This is a genomic window from Mycobacterium sp. MOTT36Y, assembly GCF_000262165.1.
GTDB classification, from domain to species: Bacteria; Actinomycetota; Actinomycetes; order Mycobacteriales; family Mycobacteriaceae; genus Mycobacterium; species Mycobacterium intracellulare.
In genome coordinates this window covers 2,738,860-2,757,600 of record NC_017904.1, presented here as the reverse complement: position 1 = coordinate 2,757,600, position 18,741 = coordinate 2,738,860, and the positions used below count along the sequence as shown (strand labels likewise).

Below are 18,741 nucleotides of genomic sequence, written 5' to 3'. Positions count from 1 at the left end.
CGGCCTCGCGTACGGACCAGGCTGGCTAGTCTCCACTCGGAGGCGCCAGATGGTTCTCAAGATGACGGTGTCGCCGGACTTGATCGGCGGCGACGTGGATGCCGGCTACGGCAAGGTGGCCGACGCTTTCCGCGCGACTCTTCGCGGCGGCGCGGAAGTCGGCGCGGCCGTCGCCGTCTACCGCGACGGCGCCAAGGTGGTCGACCTATGGGGCGGGTACCGGAACGGATTGACCAAGGATCCGTGGCGGCCCGACACGATGGTGAACATGTTCTCCACGACCAAAGGGGTGGCCGCCCTCGTCGTGGCGGTGGCGGTGTCCCGTGGACTCATCTCCTATGACGCCAAGGTCGCCGATTACTGGCCGGAATTCGCCCAATCGGGAAAGGCGGATGTCACGGTCCGCCAACTGCTGGGACATCAGGCCGGACTGTGTGCGCTCAAACCGAAGCCGACGCTGGCCGACGTGGCCGACCCGGAGCGGCTGTCGCCGATCCTGGCCGCCCAGACACCGGCGTGGCGACCGGGCACCCGGCACGGATACCACGCGATCACGCTGGGCTGGTACGAATCCGAATTGATCCGCCGCACCGACCCCGCCGGCCGCACCCTGGGCCGGTTCCTGGCCGACGAGATCGTCACGCCTTCAGGACTCGACCTGCACATCGGCCTGCCGGACTCGGTCGACCGCACGCGAGTCGCCCACGTCCACAATTGGGTGCGGGCGGAAACACTTCTGCACCTGGGTGTGATGCCCCCCGGGTTCGTCGGCGCCTCGCTCAATCCCGTCGGCCTGACGGCGCGCACCGTCGGAGTCCCACGGGGGGTCAACGCGTTCAACGGCGACTACAACCGCGACGACGTCCGGGCGGTCGAGATCCCGTCGGTCAACGGCATCGGAACCGCCAGATCGGTGGCGCGCATGTACGGCAGCGCCGCCGCCGGAGGCGCCGAGGTGGGGCTGAGCGCCGCCACGCTCGAGTCCCTGGCGGCGCCGGCGATCTCGCCGAGTCAGGGCGTGCGCGACAAGGTGATGCACGTAGACGTGGCGTATTCGCTTGGCTTCTGTAAGCCGGTGCCGCACTTCACATTCGGTTCATCGGACAAGGCCTTCGGTACCCCCGGCTTCGGCGGCTCCTTCGGATGTGCGGACCCCGACACCGGCATCGGCTTCGCCTACGTCATGAACCGGCTCGGGTTTCACCTGTGGAGCGACCCCCGTGAACTCGCGTTGCGGCAGGCGTTGTTTCGCGATGTGCTCGGGGCGCGCCCACAGAGTTGACCGGATTCGTGCGGCGTCGAGTGTGGGCCCCAGGGACGCGAACCGCACCGGATTCGTCCGTAGTCCCCACGCTCGGCGGCGCGTGCGCCCGCAGAGTGACCGAACACCGACCGTCCTGATGGCATCCTGGCCATGTGGGCTTGCTATTCCGGTTGGCGGAGCTGCTGATCGTGATCCTGCCGCTGACGGGCGCGATCGTGGCCGCGGCGCGCGCGTTCGGCGCCTACCGGCGGCGCGCCGACGAGCAGCCGCGGGAAGCCGACCGGGCACCACTGCCCGACGCGCCCGCCGGCGGGGCCGCCGTGAACAACCACGCGGCCCAGTGGCGCGCGATCCGGCGCGTCCTCGACGAGCACAACCGCACCGATGATCGTTGGCTCGAGTACGAACTCGACGTCGCCAAGCTGCTGGACTTTCCGCTCATGACCGACATGCGTGATGCGCTCACGGTCGCGTTCCACAAGGCCAAACTCCGCGCCGACTTCCTGCGGCCCGCCAAGGCCGAAGATCTGCTCGACGATCGGGAAGCCGCCGCCCAATACATGGCAGCCGTCGAGGATTACGCGACCGCGTTCAACGCCGCGGAGGCCGAAGCGATGCGCCGACGCCGCAACGATTTTTCCCAGGCGGATCAGCAACGGATTGCCCGCGCGCAGAGTCTGCTTCGGGTGGCCGCCGACCCCGCGGCGGCGGCGCACGAACGTCAGCGCGCCTACGAGGTTGCCCGCAGCGAACTCGATGGCCTTTTGGTGTTGCCGTCGACTGCGCAGGCGAAGATCGAACGCGGGATCTCCGGCGAGATCGAGCGGTGACGAAGCGCTACGGGCAGCTGTATCCGCCGTCGATCACGAGGTCCGAACCGGTCATGTAGCTGGACGCCTCGCTGGCCAGATACAGGTAGAGGCCGATGAGTTCCTCGGGCCGGCCGATGCGGCCGAGCGGGATCTTGGGCTCCCACAGGCGGTGATACTCCTCGAGGGGCTTGACGAGCTCGGTGAGGATGTAGCCGGGGCTGACGCTGTTGACCCGAATGTTGTGGGGCGCGAATTCGACTGCCATCGCCTTGGTCAGGTGGATGACGGCCGCCTTGGAGGCGCAGTAGTGGCCGACCTGCTGCGGGACGTTGATGATGTGGCCGGACATCGAGGCGGTGGTGATGATGGCGCCACCGCGTCCCTGGCGGACCATCGCCCGGGCCGCGGCCTGGGCGGTGAGAAAGACTCCGGTCACGTTGGTGTCCTGGATGCGCTGGAACTCCTCCGGCGACATCTCCAGCATCGGGGTGGCGGCGATGATCCCGGCGTTGCACACTGCAATGTCGATGCCGCCCAACTCCGCGGTCACCCGGTCCAGCATGGTGCCCACCTGGTCCGGTTGGGTCACGTCGCAACGGATCGGCACCACGTCGCCTTCCCCGTTCGCGGCCAGCTCGGCGGCGACGCGTTGCAAGGCTTCGATATTCCGTGCCGCAAGGGCCACCTGGGCACCGGCTTGCAGATACGCCTGGGCCACCTTCTTGCCGATGCCGCTGGACGCCCCGGTCACCAACGCGCGCTTGCCGCGCAAGTCGAACAGGTCCCACACGTTCATTCGATAACCCTATTCGCAACGGGCAACCCGAAACCGAAACACGTTCTAGTGTGTCCGCTATGGGCAAATTCACCAGGGCAGAAATCGACAAAGCCGTCGAGAACTACACCAAGGTCGTCGAGGGGTGCAGCGGGTCGGGCGACTGGCGCCCCTTCGCGGATCTGTTCACCGAAGACGTCGTCTACACCGAGCATCACTACGGCGTCTTCCACGGGCGCGAGGCGGTACGGGACTGGATCGTCGCGGTGATGGCGCCGTTCCCGCACATGCGCTTTCCCAACGACTGGATCGCCCACGACGAGGACAACGACGCCGTCGTCGTCATGATCAAGAACCTGCTGGACCATCCCACCGATCCGGACGGCGAACCGTTCTGGTTCCCCAACTGGACCCGGCTGGTCTATGCCGGGGACGGCCTGTTCTCCAGCGAGGAGGACATCTACAACCCCGACCGTGATGCGCCCGGCGTCGTCGCGGCCTGGATTCAGGCCGGCGGGCAGCTCGCCACGACCGAGATCCTGCAGCCGGGCGCCTAATTAGGCCGGCGACAGATCCCGCTGGCGCCTGCGCCGCCGCGACCGGACCCTACCCAGCGCCTGCTCCCAGGCCAGCAACGTCGTGGCCTTGACGTTGGCGGGCTTCACGCTGTCCTTGGACAGCAGCGCCGTCGCCGCGGCCTTCGTGGTCGCAGACGCCTTCGACATGTGGCCCGAGTCGAACGGCGGCTGCGGGTCGTATTCGAGCGCGAGTTGGATTGCCTTGGCGCGGTTTTCGCCACCGATCTGTCCGGCCAGCCACAGCGCGAGGTCGAGGCCGGCGGACACACCCGCGCTGGTGACGATGTCGTCGGAGTGCACGATCCGTTCGTCGGCCACGGGGATGGCGCCGAAGGCCTTCAGCGCGGGAATCGTCAGCCAGTGCGACGTCGCCCGCCGCCCGTCGAGCAGGCCCGCGGCGGCCAGGATGACCGAGCCCGAACACACCGACGCCGTCCAGCTCGCGGTTTGGTGCGCGCGGCGCAGCCAGTCGAGCAGCGCGTCATCGCGGGCATGGACCGGGGTCGAGGGACCTCCGGGGACGAGAATCACGTCGGGAGAGGGTGTTTCGGCCAGGGTGTGCGTGGCGCCGATGACCAGCACGCCGGAGTCGGCGGTGATCGGTCCGGCCTCGTGCCAGACGAACCGCACCTGCGCGCCCGGCAGGTTGCGCAGCACCTCGTAGGGGCCGATCATGTCCAGCGCGGTGAATCCCGGGTAGGCCACGAAGGCGATTTGGGTCATGAGTGCCGTCCTTTCCGGCTAAGCGAAGGCCTTGCGGTACTGGTCGGGCGAAATGCCCACGCGGCGAAGGAAATTGCGGCGCATCGTCTCCGCGGTTCCGAAGCCGCATCGGGCGGCGATCGCGACGACGGTGTCGTCGGTCTCCTCCAACTGCCGGCGCGCGGCCTCGGTGCGGATGCGCTCGACGTACTGGCCGGGCGCCTCGCCGATTTCGGCGGTGAACACCCGGGTGAAGTGGCGCGGGCTCATCGCCGCCCGTCGGGCCAGGTCGTCGACGCTGTGCGAACCGCCCGGTTCGGCCTCGATGGTCTCCTGCACCTCGCGGATCGAGTCGCGGCGGGCCCGCGGCATCCACACCGGCGCCGCGAACTGCGTCTGCCCGCCGGGGCGGCGCAGATGCAGCACGAGCCAACGAGCCACCGTCTGCGCGACCTCGGTGCCGTGGTCCTCCTCGATCAGCGCGAGCGCAAGGTCGATGCCCGCCGTGACCCCCGCCGCGGTCCACACGGTCTCGGAGCTCCGGACGAAGATCGGGTCGGGGTCGACCTCGATGGCGGGGAACTCGCTCGCCAACCGCTCGGCGAAGGCCCAGTGGGTGGTCACCCGCTGCCCGTCCAGCACCCCCGCCTGGGCGGCCAGGAAAGCGCCGGTGCACACCGTCACCATGCGCCGGGCATGTCCGGCGACGGCCTTGACCCAGGCGACGAGCTCGGCATCGGCGCGCGCCGCGTCGATGCCGCCGCCACCGGGCAGCACGACCGTGTCGATCGAGTCGCCCGGGTCCGGCAACGGCGCCGCGACGAAGGCCAGCCCGGTACCCGTCGACACCGGTTGGGCGTCGACCGAGGCGACGGTGACGCCGTAGCTGCCGCCCGTCAACAGCGACGCGGTCGTGAAGACGTCATGCGGCCCGATCACATCGAGCGCCTGCACGCCGGGATAACCGGCGATCACCACCTTGCGAGGCATGAACCCAGTGTTGGACACGCGACGGTGTGGCGTCTACGCCATGCACCCCACTAATTAGGACACGCGGGCCTGCGCCCACCCTGCCCCATTGCGCTCGCGGCAGTGTTGGCAGACTGTGCGCATGGCACAGATAACGTTGCGTGGAAACCCGATCAACACAGTCGGCGAGCTGCCTGCCGTCGGATCCAAAGCCCCAGGCTTCAGTCTGGTCGGCGGCGATCTGGCCGCGGTCAGCAGCGAGCAGTTCGCCGGTAAGCCCGTGGTGCTCAACATCTTTCCGTCCATCGACACGCCGGTGTGCGCGACCAGCGTGCGGACCTTCAACGAGCGCGCCGCCGGGGCCGGGGCGACCGTGGTGAACGTCTCGAAGGATCTGCCGTTCGCCCAGGCGCGATTCTGTGGCGCCGAGGGCATCGAGAACGTCAAGACCGCGTCGGCGTTCCGGGACAGCTTCGGCGAGGACTACGGGGTGACCCTCACCGACGGCCCGATGGCGGGGCTGCTCGCGCGGGCCATCGTGGTGATCGGCGCCGACGGCAACGTCGCCTACACCGAACTGGTGCCCGAGATCGCGCAGGAGCCCAACTACGACGCGGCGCTGGCCGCGGCGGGCTGACCTTCTGGAACGCTAGGCGCCACCGCCGACCGTCCCGAGGCGGTCGGCGGTGGCGGCCAGCACCTCGCGGCAGCCTTTCCACATCTGATCGATGATGTCGGCGGCCGGGGGCAGGTCGTCGATACGACCCGCCACCTGGCCGGTGTTGGCGACGCTGGCGTCCAGGTCGCCGTCGAAATAGAGCCGCTGCACGCGTTGCAGCGCCGCGGCGCCCTCGCCGGCAGACGTCGCGGCGTCCAGCCGCTCGGCCGCGGGCGTGCGGATGACCCGCATCATCCGTTTGCCGTCGAGGGGGAGCATTACCGTGCCCGTCTCGTCGGCGTCGACGACCGCTTGCTTGAGATTGCCGTGCACGGGCGAATCCGCCGAGGCGAGTAACCGCGTGCCCATCTGCACCGCCTCGGCGCCCAGGACGAAAGCGGCCGCCATCGATCGGGCGTCGCAGATCCCGCCGGCGGCCACGATCGGGACGTCGACGTGGGCCGCCACCAACGGCAGCAGCACCATGGTGGAGGCGCCGAAGCGGTTCTTGAACCCGCCGCCCTCCACGCCTTCGACCACGAGCCCGTCCACCCCGGCGTCGACGGCCTTGCGGGCCGCGGCCAACGTGCCCACCACGTGGAAGACCGTGATGCCCGCGTCGTGCAACCGATCGGTGAACAGCGCGGGGTCCCCGGCCGAGGTGGTCACGAACCGAATGCCGTTGGCGACAAGTAAATCCAGCATGGCGGGATCACGGTTGAACAGCAGCGCGATGTTGGCGCCCACGGCGCCGTCCGTCAGGTCGCGCACCCGCCGCAGGTCGGCTCGGCCTTGATCCGAGGTGGTCTCGATGATGCCGAGGCCCCCGGCGTTCGACACCGCCGCGGCCAGCTGGGCGCCGGCGATGTAGGTCATCGGGGCCTGCATGATCGGGATGTCGATGCGCGCGAGCGCGCAGACCCGGTTGGGTACGGGACCCGGCGCGCCGGCGGTCATCGGTCCCGCGGATCGACAAGGTCACGAAAGCTTTCCGACCGATGGACGGACGCCCCCAGGCTTCGCACCCGCTCGGTCAGCGCGCGGTCGGATGTCACCACCCGAATGTCGCGAGGCGCGGCGTCGGCCGCGACCAGCCGGACGATCTCGTCGTCGGCCGAGTTCGCGGCCGCCCTGGGGGCGTGGGCAATCTCGACCGCCGACGACGCGATCGCCGTCGACGGCGGTCGCTCAAAAACCACTGTCACCGTTTCTCCTTGACTCGAGGCCCATCGATCCAGGCGCTCCACCAATGCGACCATCGCACCCTCGCGGTCCTTCCACCAACCGTCGGGGCGGCTTCCGATCACATTCATGCCGTCGACGATCCAGCGCACAACCCACACCGTAAACGACGTGCCGCGACGGCCGATTTCGTTCTCAAAGCCATGGCCGGTTGATACGGTCACCCCCATGACGTCGATCGCCGACACCGAAGACCGGGTCGTCTCGCTCGCGCGCGGCATGCGCGAGCTGGTGGCTGCCCAGGCCCCCGAATCCGAACGCATGCGCACCCTGACTCCGGCGATCGTCGACGAGATGTGGGCCAGCGGGCTGATGTCGGCGTTCAACCCCGTCGCCGCCGGCGGCGTCGAGCCGTCCTTCACCGAGATGATCGAAACCTGGATCGAAATGGCTTGGCAGGACGGCTCGTTCGGCTGGGTGGGGATCGCCAATCTGCCGTCGTCCTTCGCCGCCGCCGCATACCTGCCGGACGAGGGCTTCGCCGAGGTGTTCACCGCACACGACAACCGCGTCACCATGGGCGGTCAATTCTTTCCCAACGGACAGGGAACCGCCGTCGACGGCGGCTACGTCGTCACCGGGGCGTGGAACTTCGGTTCGGGAATCGGGCACTCGCACTACGTTGCCGCCGGATTCCTGCCGATGGACAACGGCGAGATGCGCTGGATCAGTGAAGGTTTCCCCGAGATGCGGGTCGCCGTCATTCCCCGCTCCGAGATCAGCTTCGACGACGGCTGGTATGTCCAGGGGCTCAAGGGAACCGGGTCCTACGACTACAGCGCCACCGACGTGTTCGTCCCGGCAGGCCGCACGTTCGAACTGTTCACCCGGCGGCCGCACCGGGGAACGTCGCCGGCCACCCGGATGGGCCTGATGCCCGTCACCGCGGCCGGGCACGCGTCGTGGGCCCTGGGCGTCGCCAAGAGCATGCTCGACGACGTTCAGGAGCTGGCCGCGACGAAATTCCGGATGAGTGACATGGCGTCGCTGGCCAGCCGCCCGACCTTCCAGAAGGGGCTGGCGCATCACCGCGCGGCGTGGCGTGCGGCCCGGCTGCTGGTGCTCGACGCGTTCACCACCGCCGAGGCGGCGGTGGCCTCGGGGGATGAGCTGACACCGGCCCTGCGCGCCGACATGCGGGTGGCCGCCGTCTTCGCCACCGACACCGCCCGAAGCTGCGCCGAGTGGGCCCATCTCGTCGCCGGGACCACCTCGATCCGGGAGGGCAGCCGGCTCGAGCGCGCCTTCCGTGACATCTACACCGGAACCCAGCACGCCTTCATCAGCGAGAAGGTGGCCATCGACGCCGCGCAGATATGGCTGGGCATCATCGACGACCAGCCCGGGCTGTGATCCGCCGGCCAACGTTGACGGATCCACTGACGGCCCAACGGCTCCTCGCTAGCATTGCGCCCATGCGCGGCTCGAAGATCCTGATCACCGGTCCGACCGGTCAAATCGCGACCCCCATCGCCCGGGCGCTCGCGGCCGACAACGAAGTGTGGGGAATCGCCCGCTTCACCGATCCCGCCGCGCGGCAAGGCCTCGAAGCGGCCGGAATTCGATGCGAGACAGTGAATTTGGCCTCCGGCGACTTCAGCGGTGTCCCAAAGGATTTCGATTACGTCCTCAACTTGGCGGTGGCCAAGAGCGGCAGCTGGGACAAGGATCTGGCGGCCAACGCGGAGTCTGTGGGAATGCTCATGGCCCACTGCCGCGAGGCGAAGGCGTTCCTGCATTGTTCGTCGGCCGCCGTCTACGACCCCCCGGACGACGACCCCCGCAGCGAGCGCTCCGCCCTGGGGGACAACCACAAGCCGCTGTTTCCCACCTATTCCATCTCCAAGATCGCCGGGGAGGTGGTCGCCCGTTCGGTGGCCCGTGTCATCGGACTGCCCACCACGATCGCCCGGCTCAACGTCCCCTACGGCGACAACGGCGGGTGGCCGTTCTACCACATGGAGATGATGCTGGCCGGCATCCCGATCCCGGTCCCGCCCGGCGAACCCGCCCGCTACAACCCGATTCACGAGGACGACATCATCGCCACCATCCCCAAGCTGCTTCAGGTCGCGTCGGTCCCGGCTACCACCGTCAACTGGTGCGGTGACCAGACCGTCAGCCTGCAGGAGTGGTGTGACTACCTCGGCTCGCTGGTCGGCAGAGCGCCGATCTTCGAGCCCAGCGACCAAGCGCTGCGCGGCAACCCCACCACCGTCGACCGGATGCACGAGCTCATCGGGGGCACCACGGTCGACTGGCGGGAGGGAATTCGCCGCATGGCGGCCAAGTTCCACCCGGAACTTGTCGGCGTTTAATAGGTTGCAGCACACCACTATTCGACGACGTATTCGTCGACGGCCGGGCTAAGCTCGCGCGCTGACGATGCGGGCCGCCGCCTCCACCGCGGCCGCGCGGCGCTCTGCGATGACGTCCGCATCCGTGGTCGCCGCGTCGGGGTCGGGCCAGTGGGCCCACGAGAGCCCGATTCCGAATAGCAGTACCAGCAGTTGGCGAGGGTCCCACCACGGATCGACGTGGCCGTCGACCCGGGCCTGCTCCAGCGCGGCGATGGCCGCATCGGGCGGGGATTCGCCCTCGAACTCCGGCTTGTCGAGGGGGAAGCCCTCCAGCTGCGCCCAGGTGATCATGCGCAGATGCTCCGGCCGGTTCTGGGCGAGATCGAAGATGTCACCGACGAACTCGGGCACGGCATCGGGACGCAACTCCACCGCGCGGAAGAACTCCGCGCCGTCTGCCGCTACCACACCGCGAAAGAGCGTTTCCTTGTCGCCGAAGTGCGCGTACAGGCGTTCTTTGCTCGCACTCGCAGCCCGCGCGATGCGGTCGATGCGCGCGCCCGCCAACCCATACTGCGCGAATTCCGCGCGCGCAGCGGCGAGGATTTCGCCGCGCAGCTCAGTGGTCGTCCTCACACGGTCATCATAGGCGGACGAACTGGTTCGTTTGTTAGGGTGGTGGGAGCACAAGGTAAACCGAAGGAGACGTTGTGATGGGCACGGCCAAGACGCTCGACCAGACTGCTGTTGCGACAATGCCGCGGGGCGGCCCGGACGCATCGTGGCTGGATCGTCGGTTCGAGACCGATGCACTGGAGTACCTCGACCGCGACGACGTCTCCGACGAGGTCAAACAGAAGGTCATCGGGATGCTGGATCGCATCGGCACCCTGACCAACCAGCACGAGACTTTCGCCCGGCTCGCGTTGGACGTTGTCGGCGACATCCCCAACCCCCGTGTTTTGGAGTTGGGTGCGGGTCACGGCAAGCTGTCCGCCAAGATCCTCGAACTGCACCCCACGGCCACGGTCACAGTCTCCGATGTGGACTCCACCTCGGTCGCCAACATCACCGCGAGCGAGCTCGGCACTCACCCTCGGGCGCACGCCAAGGTGATCGATGCAACCGCCATTGATGCCCCGGACGACAGCTATGACCTGGTGGTGTTTGCGTTGGCCTTTCACCACTTGCCGCCCGCGATCGCCTGTCGCGCAATCGCCGAGGCCACCCGGGTCGGGAAGCGGTTCTTGGTCATTGACCTCAAGAGGCGAACGCCGTTGGCCACCTTGATGTTTCCGGTGATGGCGCTGCCGGTGAACCTCGCGCTATTGCCGTGGTCCTGGATACCGCCGTCCGTGCACGACGGGTTCATCAGCGCGTTGCGGGCGTACAGCACATCGGCGCTCGAGGCCCTCGGCCACGCCGCCGGCCCGGGGATACGGGTCGAGGTCCTGCCGTCGCCGCGGCGTCTTGGGATGCCGTCGAACGCCGTTGTGTTCTCGCGTCCGGACGGACCCGCCGACCATGAGTGACGAAACTGATCTGGTCGGCATCATGCAACCCAGTAGCCGCGTCCGGTCGCTGCGCCGGGCGCTTGATGTGGTGACCGAACGGCTGCAACCCGTTCTGGACCTGTCCCGGCCGTACGTCGACGGCCTGGAGAATCTGCCGCCCGACGGGCGATTCCTGTTGGTGGGTAACCACACTCAGTTCGGCTCCGAGGTCTTTCTGATCCCAGACATGGTTCGGCGCAGCGTTGGAACGCGGGTGCGGCCGCTGGCCGACCGGAACTTCGGGCGGCTGCGGGGGTTGCCCGCCGATCTGATGGCGGCGTTCGGTGGCGTCATCGGCGCCCCCGAGACCGTCCGCGAGCTGATGCGCCACGACGAAACCATCCTGGTGTTTCCCGGCGGCGGACGCGAGATTGCGAAATTCAAGGGTGAGGAGTACGCGCTGCGCTGGCAAGGACGCTCCGGATTCGCTCGCGTTTCGGTGGCGAACGGCTACCCGATCGTGCCGGTCGGGCTGGTTGGGGGCGACGATGTCTATCGCAGTTGGACCACGCGCGACAGCGCGTACGCGAAGTTCAGTGCGGCGCTGAGTCGACGATTGAATGGCCGCCCGGACATGGCTATGCCGCTGTTGCGGGGGATCGGCCCCACACTCATCCCGCGGCCGCAGCGGATGTATTTGCGGTTCGGCGCCCCGATCGACACGACGACACCGCTGGGGGTCGAGAACGAGCAGTGGGTGGACATCGTCAAGGAGCGGACCCGACGGCAGCTGGAAACCATACTGTCCGAGCTGCTCCGGTTGCGGGAAAAGGATCCCTACCGCGGGCTCAACCCGCTGGCATGGCACCGCGCCGCGACGGCCTGAGCCCGACACACGGTCAGATACGCACGGATTTAGGCGATTTGCGGCCCGGGGTGGCAGCATCGAGCGGGTGACCGGCAGAGCGGACGCGACGGCGCAGCGGCTGCGGACCCTTGTTCTGTTGCGCCGCGTCCGGGACCGAATCGACCGCGACTACACGCAGCCGTTGAACGTCGAAGCGCTGGCCCGTGACGCGCACATGTCCACCGGCCACCTCAGCCGCGAATTCCGTTCTGCCTACGGCGAATCGCCATACTCCTACTTGATGACGCGACGCATCGAGCGCGCGATGGCACTGCTTCGCCGCGGCGACCTGAGCGTCACCGAGGTCTGCTTCGCGGTCGGCTGCTCGTCATTGGGCACCTTCAGTAGCCGGTTCACCGAATTGGTGGGTGTACCACCCAGCACCTATCGCCGGCAGTCAACCGATGCGCTGGCCGGCATACCACCATGCGTGGCCAAACAGGTGTCGAGACCGATCAGGAATCGAGAAGCACCCGTCGCCGGGCCGGACCTAGCCTGACCGCATGAACATCACCATTCACTCGAGCTTCCTTCCCCATGACGATCCGGAAGCCTCACTCGCCTTCTATCGCGACGTTCTCGGCTTCGAAGTCCGCCTCGACGTCGGCAAGGGCGCGATGCGCTGGATCACGGTCGGCCCGCCGAACCAGCCGGACACCTCCATCGTCTTGAACCCCCCGGCCGCCAACCCGGGCCTCACCGACGACGAGCGCCGCACCATCGCCGAGATGATGGCCAAGGGCAGCTACGCCACACTGTTGCTGGCCACCAAGGATTTAGACGGCACCTTCGAACGGCTGCAGGGCAATGACGTCGAGATCGTTCAGGAGCCCACCGACCAGCCGTACGGCCTTCGCGACTGCGCCGTCCGCGATCCGGCGGGCAACCTCATTCGTATCCAAGAACTGCGCTGAGGCCATCCGCCTGCGAATGCTTGACCAGCCGTGTGCAGAATGCTAAGCAAGTGCTCAGCACTGAGCGCATTCGGCGCTGGTTGCGACGACTGGCAAGACGAAAGGGATCAGATGACGGTGCAGGCGGTACTGGACGACCTTCGAAAGCGACCCGGAACGGGTGACGTCATCACGGTCATCGATCCCGCGACCGAGGAGACGATCACCGAGTTCACCGATTGCGGGCAGGAAGCGGTCAACGAGGCCGCCGCGCGGGCGAAGGCGTCGTTCGAGTCGGGTGTCTGGTCCGAGCTTCCCGGCCGCGAGCGGGCCAAGATCTTGTGGCGGATTGGGGATTTGATCGACGAACACGCCGAAGAGTTCGCCCAACTCGACTCCCTGAACACGGGAATGCCCTTGATGCAGGCCCAGTTACAGATGTCCACCTGTTCGGAGTTCTTCCGCTACTACGCCGGTTGGTGTTCGAAGATCAACGGCGTCGCCTACGACGTCAAGACCGACGGCATCGCGACCGACAACTACGTCAATATGCACGCCTACACGCTCAAAGAGCCCTACAGCGTGGTGGGGCTGATCTTCCCGTGGAACGGCCCGATCTTCAACGCCAGCGCGAAACTCGCGCCGGCCCTGGCCGCGGGCGGCAGCCTGCTCGTCAAGCCCGCCGAGGAGACGCCGCTGTCGGCACTGTTGTTGGACAAGCTCATCCACGAGGCCGGCGTTCCCGAGGGCGTCGTCAACCTGCTGACCGGTTACGGCCACACCGCGGGCGCCGCGATCACCGCGCACCCCGACGTCGAGAAGGTCGCCTTCACCGGTTCGACCGAGGTCGGTAAGGAGATCGTGCGTGCTTCGGCGGACAACCTGAAGAAGGTCACGCTCGAACTCGGCGGGAAATCGCCGGTGCTGATCTTCGACGACGCCAACCTGGACAACGCGATCATGATGGCGTCGCTGGGCATCTTCGTGCACTCCGGCCAGGGCTGCGTGTGCGGGTCGCGCATCTTCGCCCAGCGCGGGGTCTACGACCGGGTCGTGGAAGGCATTGCGATGATGGCGAATTCGTTCAAGCTGGGCGCCCCGAGCGAAGAGGGCTGCGTCAGTGGCCCGCTGATCAGTCAGAAGCAGCTGAACCGGGTGATGGGATTCATCGACGAAGGCAAGAAGGACGGCGTGGAAGTGGTCACCGGCGGCCACCGCCTGGACCGCAAGGGCTACTTCGTCCACCCGACGGTGCTGACCAACGTGGACCCGGGTATGCGCCTGTACCAGCAGGAGATCTTCGGGCCGGTGGTCACCATCCTGCCGTTCGACGACGAGGACGAGGCCGTGGCCCTGGCCAACGACACCACCTACGGCCTGGCGGCCACCGCGTGGACGGAGAACCTCGGCCGGGCCCACCGCATCATGAGGCGGCTGCAGGCCGGCAGCGTTCAGGTCAACTGCCAGTTGGTCTTCGACCACGATGTGCCCTTCGGCGGCTACAAGCAGTCCGGCTGGGGCCACGAGTTCGGCAAAGAGGGCCTGGAGATCTACCTGAAGACGAAGTCGGTCTGGGCGCAGCTGTAGATCCCAGTCCGGGCCCCGCCGCGGGCAATCCGACGCGCGGGCGGGGCCGATCAGTAGGGCGGCAACGAGGTGCTATAACGCAACGTATGGCTGGCCCAGCGCACGCGATCACCCATGTCTCGGATACGGCCCGGTGGACCACATTGCGCTAATTCCGACACATGTCTACGCTGGTCACATGCGATTCCTTGCCCGTACCAGGCTGTCGGTCTTCACGGATGAGTCCACCAGTGTCGAGCGCCAGCGCGAGATCATCACTCAGTGGGCCACAGTCCACGGCCACACCATCGTGGGGTGGGCCGAAGACATCGACGTGTCTGGGAAGCTGTCCCCGTTCGATACACCACAGTTCGGCGACTGGCTCAAGAACCGCTATCCCGAGTTCGACGGGGTAGTGGCGTGGAAACTCGACAGGCTCGCCCGCAACATGTTCGGCCTCAATGACCTGTTCCAGTGGGCCAAGACGAACGCCAAGACGGTCGTGTCGATCACAGAATCGTTAGATCTGTCGAGCACTGTGGGGCTGATGGTCGCGCAGATCCTTGCCGGGATGGCCCAGATGGAACTAGAAGCCATCCAGGCCAGACAGTCGGGATCACAAGCCCACCTTCGCCAGGTGGGTCGCTGGCCCGGTGGGAACCCACCCTACGGCTACAGGGTGGTGAGGAATGGCAAGGGTTGCAAGCTGGACGCGGACCCCGATAAGGCAGCCGTGGTGAACACGATCGTTGGCCGCATACTCGACGGCAGCACGATGGCCTCTGTTTGCCGCGAATTGAACTCCGCTGGCGTACCGGCCCCGAAGGGCGGCAAGTGGCAAGTCAGCTCTATGCGTCACATGCTGCGCTCTCCGGCGTTGCGCGGGCACCGTGTCCACAAGGGTGAGGTGATTTTGGGTGACGACGGCCAGCCGGTCATGTTCGGCCCCGAGTTACTCGACGCTGAAACCTTCCATCGGTTGCAGGCCGCGCTAGTTCCTGGCAACGGTGCGGGCAGCCGCAGGAACGCCTCACCGCTGTCGGGGCTGGCGCGGTGCGCCGAGTGTGGTGCCGCGATGGGTTACGAGTCCAGCCGTGGCCGCGATAAGCGACGCCGCTACTACTACCGTGCGAAGTGCGATCACCGCCCGGCCATGCGCGCCGACCAGTTGGAGCGGCTGGCCGAGCAGGCGCTGATGCTGGCCAAAGGCGACGACGAGATCACGCGCCGGGAATGGATACCGGGCGAGGACCACACAACCGCGCTGCAAGACGCTGTCGCCCGCTACGACGCACTGTCGGAACGCCTCACCACAAACCTGCCCGAGGTAGCCAAGCAACGCCTAGAGAAGCAGCTAGCGGCTGTTGAGGCCGAGCTGGGCAGGTTAAGCGCACTGCCCCAGGTTGAAGGGCATTGGGGACAGGTCGGCACCGGCCGAACGTGGGCGCAGGCGTGGGACGAGTCATCGGTAGACGAACGGCGCAAGATGCTGACCGACGCCGGTATTGAGTTCGCTGTGCGGCGGAATGAGGTCACCGTCGGTGACCGCTTTCGCGCGATCAAAACGGATGACGTTGAGGATCCCTTCGTGGTCATCCCTCCACCAGTTAGAACCTAGTGCTCGTCAGGCAGATTTCGACAACATAGCGACTCCCGGCAGACCCCACGCCGCTTTCTCCCGGTAGACGGTTGGCAATCGTTCTTAGGCTTTTGACGTGCGACGACTCGGAAATCGGCAAAGGCCTGCTATAGTTAGCTACAGAGGGACATTGCCCATTGGGCCGTCTCCTCGAAGCCTGACCAGCATTCGCAGCGCACCAACATAATTCGCGCGTGGTCGAACCTTCCCGCATGGAGCAGATATGAGCGCCGATACGTTGCTGAGCCTCCCGCAGGCTGCCGATTACCTGGGCTATAGCCCTGCACACCTGTACCGGCTGCGATCCGAGGATCGCCCGCCCGTCAGCCATAAGCGGCACGGCAAGGTCTACTACTACCAGTCCGACCTCGATGCGCATGTGGCACGGGCCATCGCCGAAACAACGCGAGGAATCCGTTGAGCAGCAACGTGTTTAGCAAGCTGACTTACCTAAAGGGCCTGCGTGGACATGACATGAGCAACGGCGCGTATCGAGTGCTGTTGGCCGTCTTCAACTACACCGACGAGTACGGCAACAATGCGCACCCTGGCGAGCAGAGGCTGGCAGACGACACGGGCCTGTCGGCGCGTTCAGTACGGGACTACCTGAAGTGGCTGACCGAGAATGGTTATCTCGTCAAGGGTCCACGCGGCCACGGCAATGGCCAGGGCCAAGGGTTCGCAACTGTCTACGGGCTTGGCATGCCAGAGCTACCGGCAGAATCTCGCCGGTTGGTCGATTCCAACGAGGTACCTACCGGCGAAATCCCGCAAGCTACCGGCGAAATCTCGCCAACCTACCGGCAGGATTCCGTAGACCTACCGGCGAAATCTCGCCCACTATCAGATCCTTCACCAGATCCTCTAACAAATCCGTTTACATCAAATCCTCCCGGCGAAACGGCTGGCGAACACTCCTTCGAGCCCGTTTCACCGCCGTCGATGCCGCTTAGGATTGTGACAACACAGATGTTCCACGACTCGCCTGATGAGTTCCTGCCTGACGACTGCACAGATTGCAAGTGGCACGGGCGCGCATGCGGCAGGGTACGCGAGCCCGCACTGGCCAGTGTCGGAGCCGCCGAATCCGTTTGGAACGAACCGAGTGGGCAGCACTGGACACAGGATGAACCTCCGTTCTGAGAGTGAGAAGCGATGAGTGACAACCCTTACCGCAAGTACAGCCTGCTGCCGTACACGCGAGACAAGGCCATCGCGATGCTGCGTCGATGCTGGCAGGTCGGAGACACCCTGGCCGTTGCCGAATGGCTTGGTGTGGAATACATCCCGCCCACGCCACCCGAAGGCATGGATCTAAGCGACGAATGGCGCTACATGGTCGAGGACGCACGTAAGTGGCTCGATGACATCTATCACCGCCTGTATGAGCCGGTGCACGCGTGAGCGAATGGGCCTATGGCGCCGCAGAACTCATCGATACGCGTGGCCGCTGGATACGCGTCAGGTGCTGTCACTGCAACGGCACGCACTGTCATCAGCTAAGTAGCGCAGGATCACGTGAAGTCCAAGCCGCGTGCAGCGCACCAACTCGACCCCGAAGTTACTCGATCCCAGGAGATGCACATGGCCGCAACACCATTCCCGTACGTCGCCAGCGAGCCAACCACCGATCCGGCAGAACTGCTCCGCGAGGAACAGATCAGGACACGCCACCTTCGGCAGCTCCTCGCCGAAGCCGACGCCACCATCGCCGCCCGTGAGGCAACCATCACTGAGCTGACGCAGGAACTCGCCGCAATAGGCCTCTAGGCACATCCAACCAATCCCGGTGTGTTGATGCTTTCCAAGCCATGCCTCGTATGCGGCGAGGACGCCGAGCCCGGTACGTCCCGCTGCGCCGACTGCCAACCCAAGCGGACAACCACGCTCAGCCGGGTAGAACGACACCGCACTTCGGCATGGGATCGACTTTCGGCACGACTCCGCAAGACATCACCATTCTGTGAAAAATGCGGGACCACAACAGACCTGACAGTCGACCACATCATCCCGCTAGCTGAAGATCCCACGCTGGCACTAGAACCGCTCAACTGTCGTGTGCTGTGCAGGTTCCACAACGGTCAACGCCAGCACCACTGCGCCGACGCCGAGCGCCAGGCCGTGCACGCCGCCATCAACGCCCGCAAACAACGAACCGCCCACGTCGCAACGAGTCCATGATCAGCGGCCCATCACCGCAGCTCAACAACTCACGGTTCCAACGACCTCGACGGCAGCAACCAACGCGTTTGCCGCGACCACGAAACCGGCTGACCTGCGCAGATGTGCCGACCGGGGCGTTGGGGCCGGGCCGACCGCCTGCCGGACACACCATGCAAAGCGCGGGGACGATTACTTCCGCTTCAGTTGGCGCGACATCGTTTGCCATACCTTGGGTCGCGTCCGGTAACGCAGGTAGGTGAAGTACGACCCGTTGTCGATGCGATTGATTATGGCGGTGATGTCGTCACCCGTTTTGACTGCACTTCGCAGGGTGCGGATGTAATCCGCGTGACTGGGGTAGCTGGTGTATTCCTGCGTGCCGAACTTGGTGGTCCAGAACATTGTTGTCCTACGGCGTTCTTCGTCGGGAGTCTGGTCAACGGTGGACCACCCGATTCGCACACCCATGAGAACGCCCCGGTAAGCCACTATCAGGTCATCGCCGGGAGACCGAAGGTTCGACTCGAATTTGCGTAGTTCACTGTCGGCTTGTTCGATTGCGTCGGGGCAGTGCGACGGCTCAAGCGCCTTGTACCCAAATACGCGGCTATCGGCATCGTTAAGCACCTTGTTGGCGTCATAGATCCACTCACGCAGTTGCTTACGTAGCTCACGTTGATGCAGTCGCACGGGTTCGCGAATACCGCGACCCGCGTTGTACAGGCCGAGGATCAGGCCGCCGACACCTGCAATCTGTGCCCAGGTCGCCCAATCCGCCAT

General features: G+C 66.1%; 24 protein-coding genes and 1 pseudogene. 17 read left to right on the top strand and 8 right to left on the bottom strand.

Translation table 11 applies throughout. The features are described 5' to 3' along the window. Nucleotides 1–49: 49 nt before the first annotated feature. Both W7S_RS12660 and W7S_RS12655 read left to right on the top strand, forming a co-directional pair. Nucleotides 50–1,282, top strand: coding sequence for an EstA family serine hydrolase (locus tag W7S_RS12660; RefSeq protein ID WP_014711632.1), 1,233 nt, complete (start codon nucleotides 50–52; stop codon nucleotides 1,280–1,282). Nucleotides 1,283–1,416: 134 nt separating this feature from the next. Continuing rightward, nucleotides 1,417–2,094, top strand: a complete 678-nt coding sequence (locus W7S_RS12655; protein ID WP_014711631.1) for a hypothetical protein — start codon at nucleotides 1,417–1,419, stop codon at nucleotides 2,092–2,094. 7 nt (nucleotides 2,095–2,101) lie between these two features. Here W7S_RS12655 and W7S_RS12650 read toward each other — a convergent pair whose 3' ends face one another. Then, a complete protein-coding gene (locus W7S_RS12650; protein WP_014711630.1) occupies nucleotides 2,102–2,872 on the bottom strand; it encodes an SDR family oxidoreductase in 771 nt (256 codons plus the stop codon). Between the two features lie 59 nt (nucleotides 2,873–2,931). Between W7S_RS12650 and W7S_RS12645 the strand changes: the two genes are divergently transcribed. Next, a complete protein-coding gene (locus W7S_RS12645) occupies nucleotides 2,932–3,408 on the top strand; it encodes a nuclear transport factor 2 family protein (protein WP_014711629.1) in 477 nt (158 codons plus the stop codon). Here the strand turns inward: W7S_RS12645 and W7S_RS12640 are convergent, their stop codons facing one another. Both W7S_RS12640 and W7S_RS12635 read right to left on the bottom strand, forming a co-directional pair. Then, nucleotides 3,409–4,152, bottom strand: a complete 744-nt coding sequence (locus W7S_RS12640; RefSeq protein WP_008256759.1) for a DJ-1/PfpI family protein — start codon at nucleotides 4,150–4,152, stop codon at nucleotides 3,409–3,411. It lies immediately after the preceding gene. 18 nt (nucleotides 4,153–4,170) lie between these two features. Continuing rightward, the gene (locus W7S_RS12635) at nucleotides 4,171–5,121 is read right to left on the bottom strand and encodes a GlxA family transcriptional regulator (protein ID WP_014711628.1); all 951 of its coding nucleotides are present in this window, start codon (nucleotides 5,119–5,121) and stop codon (nucleotides 4,171–4,173) included. Nucleotides 5,122–5,242: 121 nt separating this feature from the next. Here W7S_RS12635 and tpx point away from each other — a divergent pair, with 121 nt between their 5' ends. After that, a complete protein-coding gene (gene tpx, locus W7S_RS12630; RefSeq protein ID WP_008256756.1) occupies nucleotides 5,243–5,737 on the top strand; it encodes a thiol peroxidase in 495 nt (164 codons plus the stop codon). A 12-nt stretch (nucleotides 5,738–5,749) separates the two neighbouring features. Here tpx and W7S_RS12625 read toward each other — a convergent pair whose 3' ends face one another. Continuing rightward, nucleotides 5,750–6,715 (bottom strand): nitronate monooxygenase family protein, encoded by a 966-nt coding sequence (locus W7S_RS12625; RefSeq protein ID WP_014711627.1) that lies wholly within the window; start codon nucleotides 6,713–6,715, stop codon nucleotides 5,750–5,752. Beyond that, the gene (locus tag W7S_RS12620) at nucleotides 6,712–7,092 is read right to left on the bottom strand and encodes an NYN domain-containing protein (protein WP_041298227.1); all 381 of its coding nucleotides are present in this window, start codon (nucleotides 7,090–7,092) and stop codon (nucleotides 6,712–6,714) included. Before W7S_RS12620 ends, W7S_RS12625 begins: the two co-directional genes overlap by 4 nt. 76 nt (nucleotides 7,093–7,168) lie before the next feature. Here W7S_RS12620 and W7S_RS12615 point away from each other — a divergent pair, with 76 nt between their 5' ends. Beyond that, the gene (locus tag W7S_RS12615) at nucleotides 7,169–8,353 is read left to right on the top strand and encodes an acyl-CoA dehydrogenase family protein (RefSeq protein WP_014711625.1); all 1,185 of its coding nucleotides are present in this window, start codon (nucleotides 7,169–7,171) and stop codon (nucleotides 8,351–8,353) included. Nucleotides 8,354–8,415: 62 nt separating this feature from the next. Beyond that, nucleotides 8,416–9,318 carry an NAD(P)-dependent oxidoreductase gene (locus tag W7S_RS12610; RefSeq protein ID WP_014711624.1) on the top strand — a complete coding sequence of 301 codons (903 nt, stop codon included), beginning with the start codon at nucleotides 8,416–8,418 and terminating at the stop codon, nucleotides 9,316–9,318. A gap of 48 nt (nucleotides 9,319–9,366) precedes the next feature. Here the strand turns inward: W7S_RS12610 and W7S_RS12605 are convergent, their stop codons facing one another. Then, nucleotides 9,367–9,936 (bottom strand): TetR/AcrR family transcriptional regulator, encoded by a 570-nt coding sequence (locus W7S_RS12605; RefSeq protein ID WP_008256739.1) that lies wholly within the window; start codon nucleotides 9,934–9,936, stop codon nucleotides 9,367–9,369. Nucleotides 9,937–10,013: 77 nt separating this feature from the next. On the opposite strand from W7S_RS12605, the gene W7S_RS12600 reads away from it, so the two are divergent. The 11 genes and pseudogenes from W7S_RS12600 to W7S_RS27850 form a co-directional block, all read left to right on the top strand. Further along, entirely contained in the window at nucleotides 10,014–10,832 is an 819-nt protein-coding gene (locus W7S_RS12600; protein ID WP_014711623.1) for a class I SAM-dependent methyltransferase, read from the top strand. After that, nucleotides 10,825–11,679: a lysophospholipid acyltransferase family protein gene (locus W7S_RS12595; RefSeq protein ID WP_014711622.1), complete on the top strand. Its 855-nt coding sequence runs from the start codon at nucleotides 10,825–10,827 to the stop codon at nucleotides 11,677–11,679. Before W7S_RS12600 ends, W7S_RS12595 begins: the two co-directional genes overlap by 8 nt. A gap of 67 nt (nucleotides 11,680–11,746) precedes the next feature. Beyond that, nucleotides 11,747–12,199: a helix-turn-helix transcriptional regulator gene (locus W7S_RS12590; RefSeq protein ID WP_014711621.1), complete on the top strand. Its 453-nt coding sequence runs from the start codon at nucleotides 11,747–11,749 to the stop codon at nucleotides 12,197–12,199. Nucleotides 12,200–12,203: 4 nt separating this feature from the next. After that, a complete protein-coding gene (locus W7S_RS12585; RefSeq protein ID WP_008256735.1) occupies nucleotides 12,204–12,614 on the top strand; it encodes a VOC family protein in 411 nt (136 codons plus the stop codon). A gap of 111 nt (nucleotides 12,615–12,725) precedes the next feature. Further along, nucleotides 12,726–14,180, top strand: coding sequence for an aldehyde dehydrogenase (locus W7S_RS12580; RefSeq protein ID WP_008256733.1), 1,455 nt, complete (start codon nucleotides 12,726–12,728; stop codon nucleotides 14,178–14,180). A gap of 178 nt (nucleotides 14,181–14,358) precedes the next feature. Continuing rightward, nucleotides 14,359–15,777 carry a recombinase family protein gene (locus tag W7S_RS12575; protein WP_008256731.1) on the top strand — a complete coding sequence of 473 codons (1,419 nt, stop codon included), beginning with the start codon at nucleotides 14,359–14,361 and terminating at the stop codon, nucleotides 15,775–15,777. A 244-nt stretch (nucleotides 15,778–16,021) separates the two neighbouring features. Further along, nucleotides 16,022–16,219: an AlpA family transcriptional regulator gene (locus tag W7S_RS12570; RefSeq protein ID WP_008256729.1), complete on the top strand. Its 198-nt coding sequence runs from the start codon at nucleotides 16,022–16,024 to the stop codon at nucleotides 16,217–16,219. Then, complete coding sequence (locus W7S_RS26930; RefSeq protein ID WP_136244641.1) at nucleotides 16,216–16,941, top strand: helix-turn-helix domain-containing protein; 726 nt, start codon at nucleotides 16,216–16,218, stop codon at nucleotides 16,939–16,941. Before W7S_RS12570 ends, W7S_RS26930 begins: the two co-directional genes overlap by 4 nt. Before the next feature lie 12 nt (nucleotides 16,942–16,953). After that, nucleotides 16,954–17,202 carry a hypothetical protein gene (locus W7S_RS12565; RefSeq protein ID WP_008256727.1) on the top strand — a complete coding sequence of 83 codons (249 nt, stop codon included), beginning with the start codon at nucleotides 16,954–16,956 and terminating at the stop codon, nucleotides 17,200–17,202. A gap of 180 nt (nucleotides 17,203–17,382) precedes the next feature. Beyond that, nucleotides 17,383–17,568, top strand: coding sequence for a hypothetical protein (locus tag W7S_RS12560; RefSeq protein WP_136244640.1), 186 nt, complete (start codon nucleotides 17,383–17,385; stop codon nucleotides 17,566–17,568). A gap of 27 nt (nucleotides 17,569–17,595) precedes the next feature. Further along, nucleotides 17,596–17,817, top strand: a pseudogene (locus tag W7S_RS27850) (hypothetical protein); the annotation flags it as partial. An 18-nt stretch (nucleotides 17,818–17,835) separates the two neighbouring features. Here W7S_RS27850 and W7S_RS27710 read toward each other — a convergent pair. Then, a complete protein-coding gene (locus W7S_RS27710) occupies nucleotides 17,836–17,961 on the bottom strand; it encodes a hypothetical protein (protein WP_255348946.1) in 126 nt (41 codons plus the stop codon). A gap of 189 nt (nucleotides 17,962–18,150) precedes the next feature. Beyond that, nucleotides 18,151–18,741 (bottom strand): hypothetical protein, encoded by a 591-nt coding sequence (locus W7S_RS12555; RefSeq protein ID WP_008256723.1) that lies wholly within the window; start codon nucleotides 18,739–18,741, stop codon nucleotides 18,151–18,153.

Excerpts from the sequence above, each read along its gene's own strand:
- tpx (WP_008256756.1), top strand. The coding sequence starts at position 5,243 with ATGGCACAGATAACGTTGCGTGGAAACCCGATCAACACAGTCGGCGAG.
- W7S_RS12585 (WP_008256735.1), top strand. The coding sequence starts at position 12,204 with ATGAACATCACCATTCACTCGAGCTTCCTTCCCCATGACGATCCGGAA.
- W7S_RS12600 (WP_014711623.1), top strand. The coding sequence starts at position 10,014 with ATGGGCACGGCCAAGACGCTCGACCAGACTGCTGTTGCGACAATGCCG.
- W7S_RS12610 (WP_014711624.1), top strand. The coding sequence starts at position 8,416 with ATGCGCGGCTCGAAGATCCTGATCACCGGTCCGACCGGTCAAATCGCG.
- W7S_RS12660 (WP_014711632.1), top strand. The coding sequence starts at position 50 with ATGGTTCTCAAGATGACGGTGTCGCCGGACTTGATCGGCGGCGACGTG.
- W7S_RS12555 (WP_008256723.1), bottom strand. The coding sequence starts at position 18,741 with ATGGCGGATTGGGCGACCTGGGCACAGATTGCAGGTGTCGGCGGCCTG.
- W7S_RS12615 (WP_014711625.1), top strand. The coding sequence starts at position 7,169 with ATGACGTCGATCGCCGACACCGAAGACCGGGTCGTCTCGCTCGCGCGC.
- W7S_RS12575 (WP_008256731.1), top strand. The coding sequence starts at position 14,359 with ATGCGATTCCTTGCCCGTACCAGGCTGTCGGTCTTCACGGATGAGTCC.
- W7S_RS12650 (WP_014711630.1), bottom strand. The coding sequence starts at position 2,872 with ATGAACGTGTGGGACCTGTTCGACTTGCGCGGCAAGCGCGCGTTGGTG.
- W7S_RS12635 (WP_014711628.1), bottom strand. The coding sequence starts at position 5,121 with ATGCCTCGCAAGGTGGTGATCGCCGGTTATCCCGGCGTGCAGGCGCTC.
- W7S_RS12565 (WP_008256727.1), top strand. The coding sequence starts at position 16,954 with ATGAGTGACAACCCTTACCGCAAGTACAGCCTGCTGCCGTACACGCGA.
- W7S_RS12645 (WP_014711629.1), top strand. The coding sequence starts at position 2,932 with ATGGGCAAATTCACCAGGGCAGAAATCGACAAAGCCGTCGAGAACTAC.
- W7S_RS12625 (WP_014711627.1), bottom strand. The coding sequence starts at position 6,715 with ATGACCGCCGGCGCGCCGGGTCCCGTACCCAACCGGGTCTGCGCGCTC.
- W7S_RS12560 (WP_136244640.1), top strand. The coding sequence starts at position 17,383 with ATGGCCGCAACACCATTCCCGTACGTCGCCAGCGAGCCAACCACCGAT.
- W7S_RS12570 (WP_008256729.1), top strand. The coding sequence starts at position 16,022 with ATGAGCGCCGATACGTTGCTGAGCCTCCCGCAGGCTGCCGATTACCTG.
- W7S_RS12640 (WP_008256759.1), bottom strand. The coding sequence starts at position 4,152 with ATGACCCAAATCGCCTTCGTGGCCTACCCGGGATTCACCGCGCTGGAC.
- W7S_RS12595 (WP_014711622.1), top strand. The coding sequence starts at position 10,825 with ATGAGTGACGAAACTGATCTGGTCGGCATCATGCAACCCAGTAGCCGC.
- W7S_RS12580 (WP_008256733.1), top strand. The coding sequence starts at position 12,726 with ATGACGGTGCAGGCGGTACTGGACGACCTTCGAAAGCGACCCGGAACG.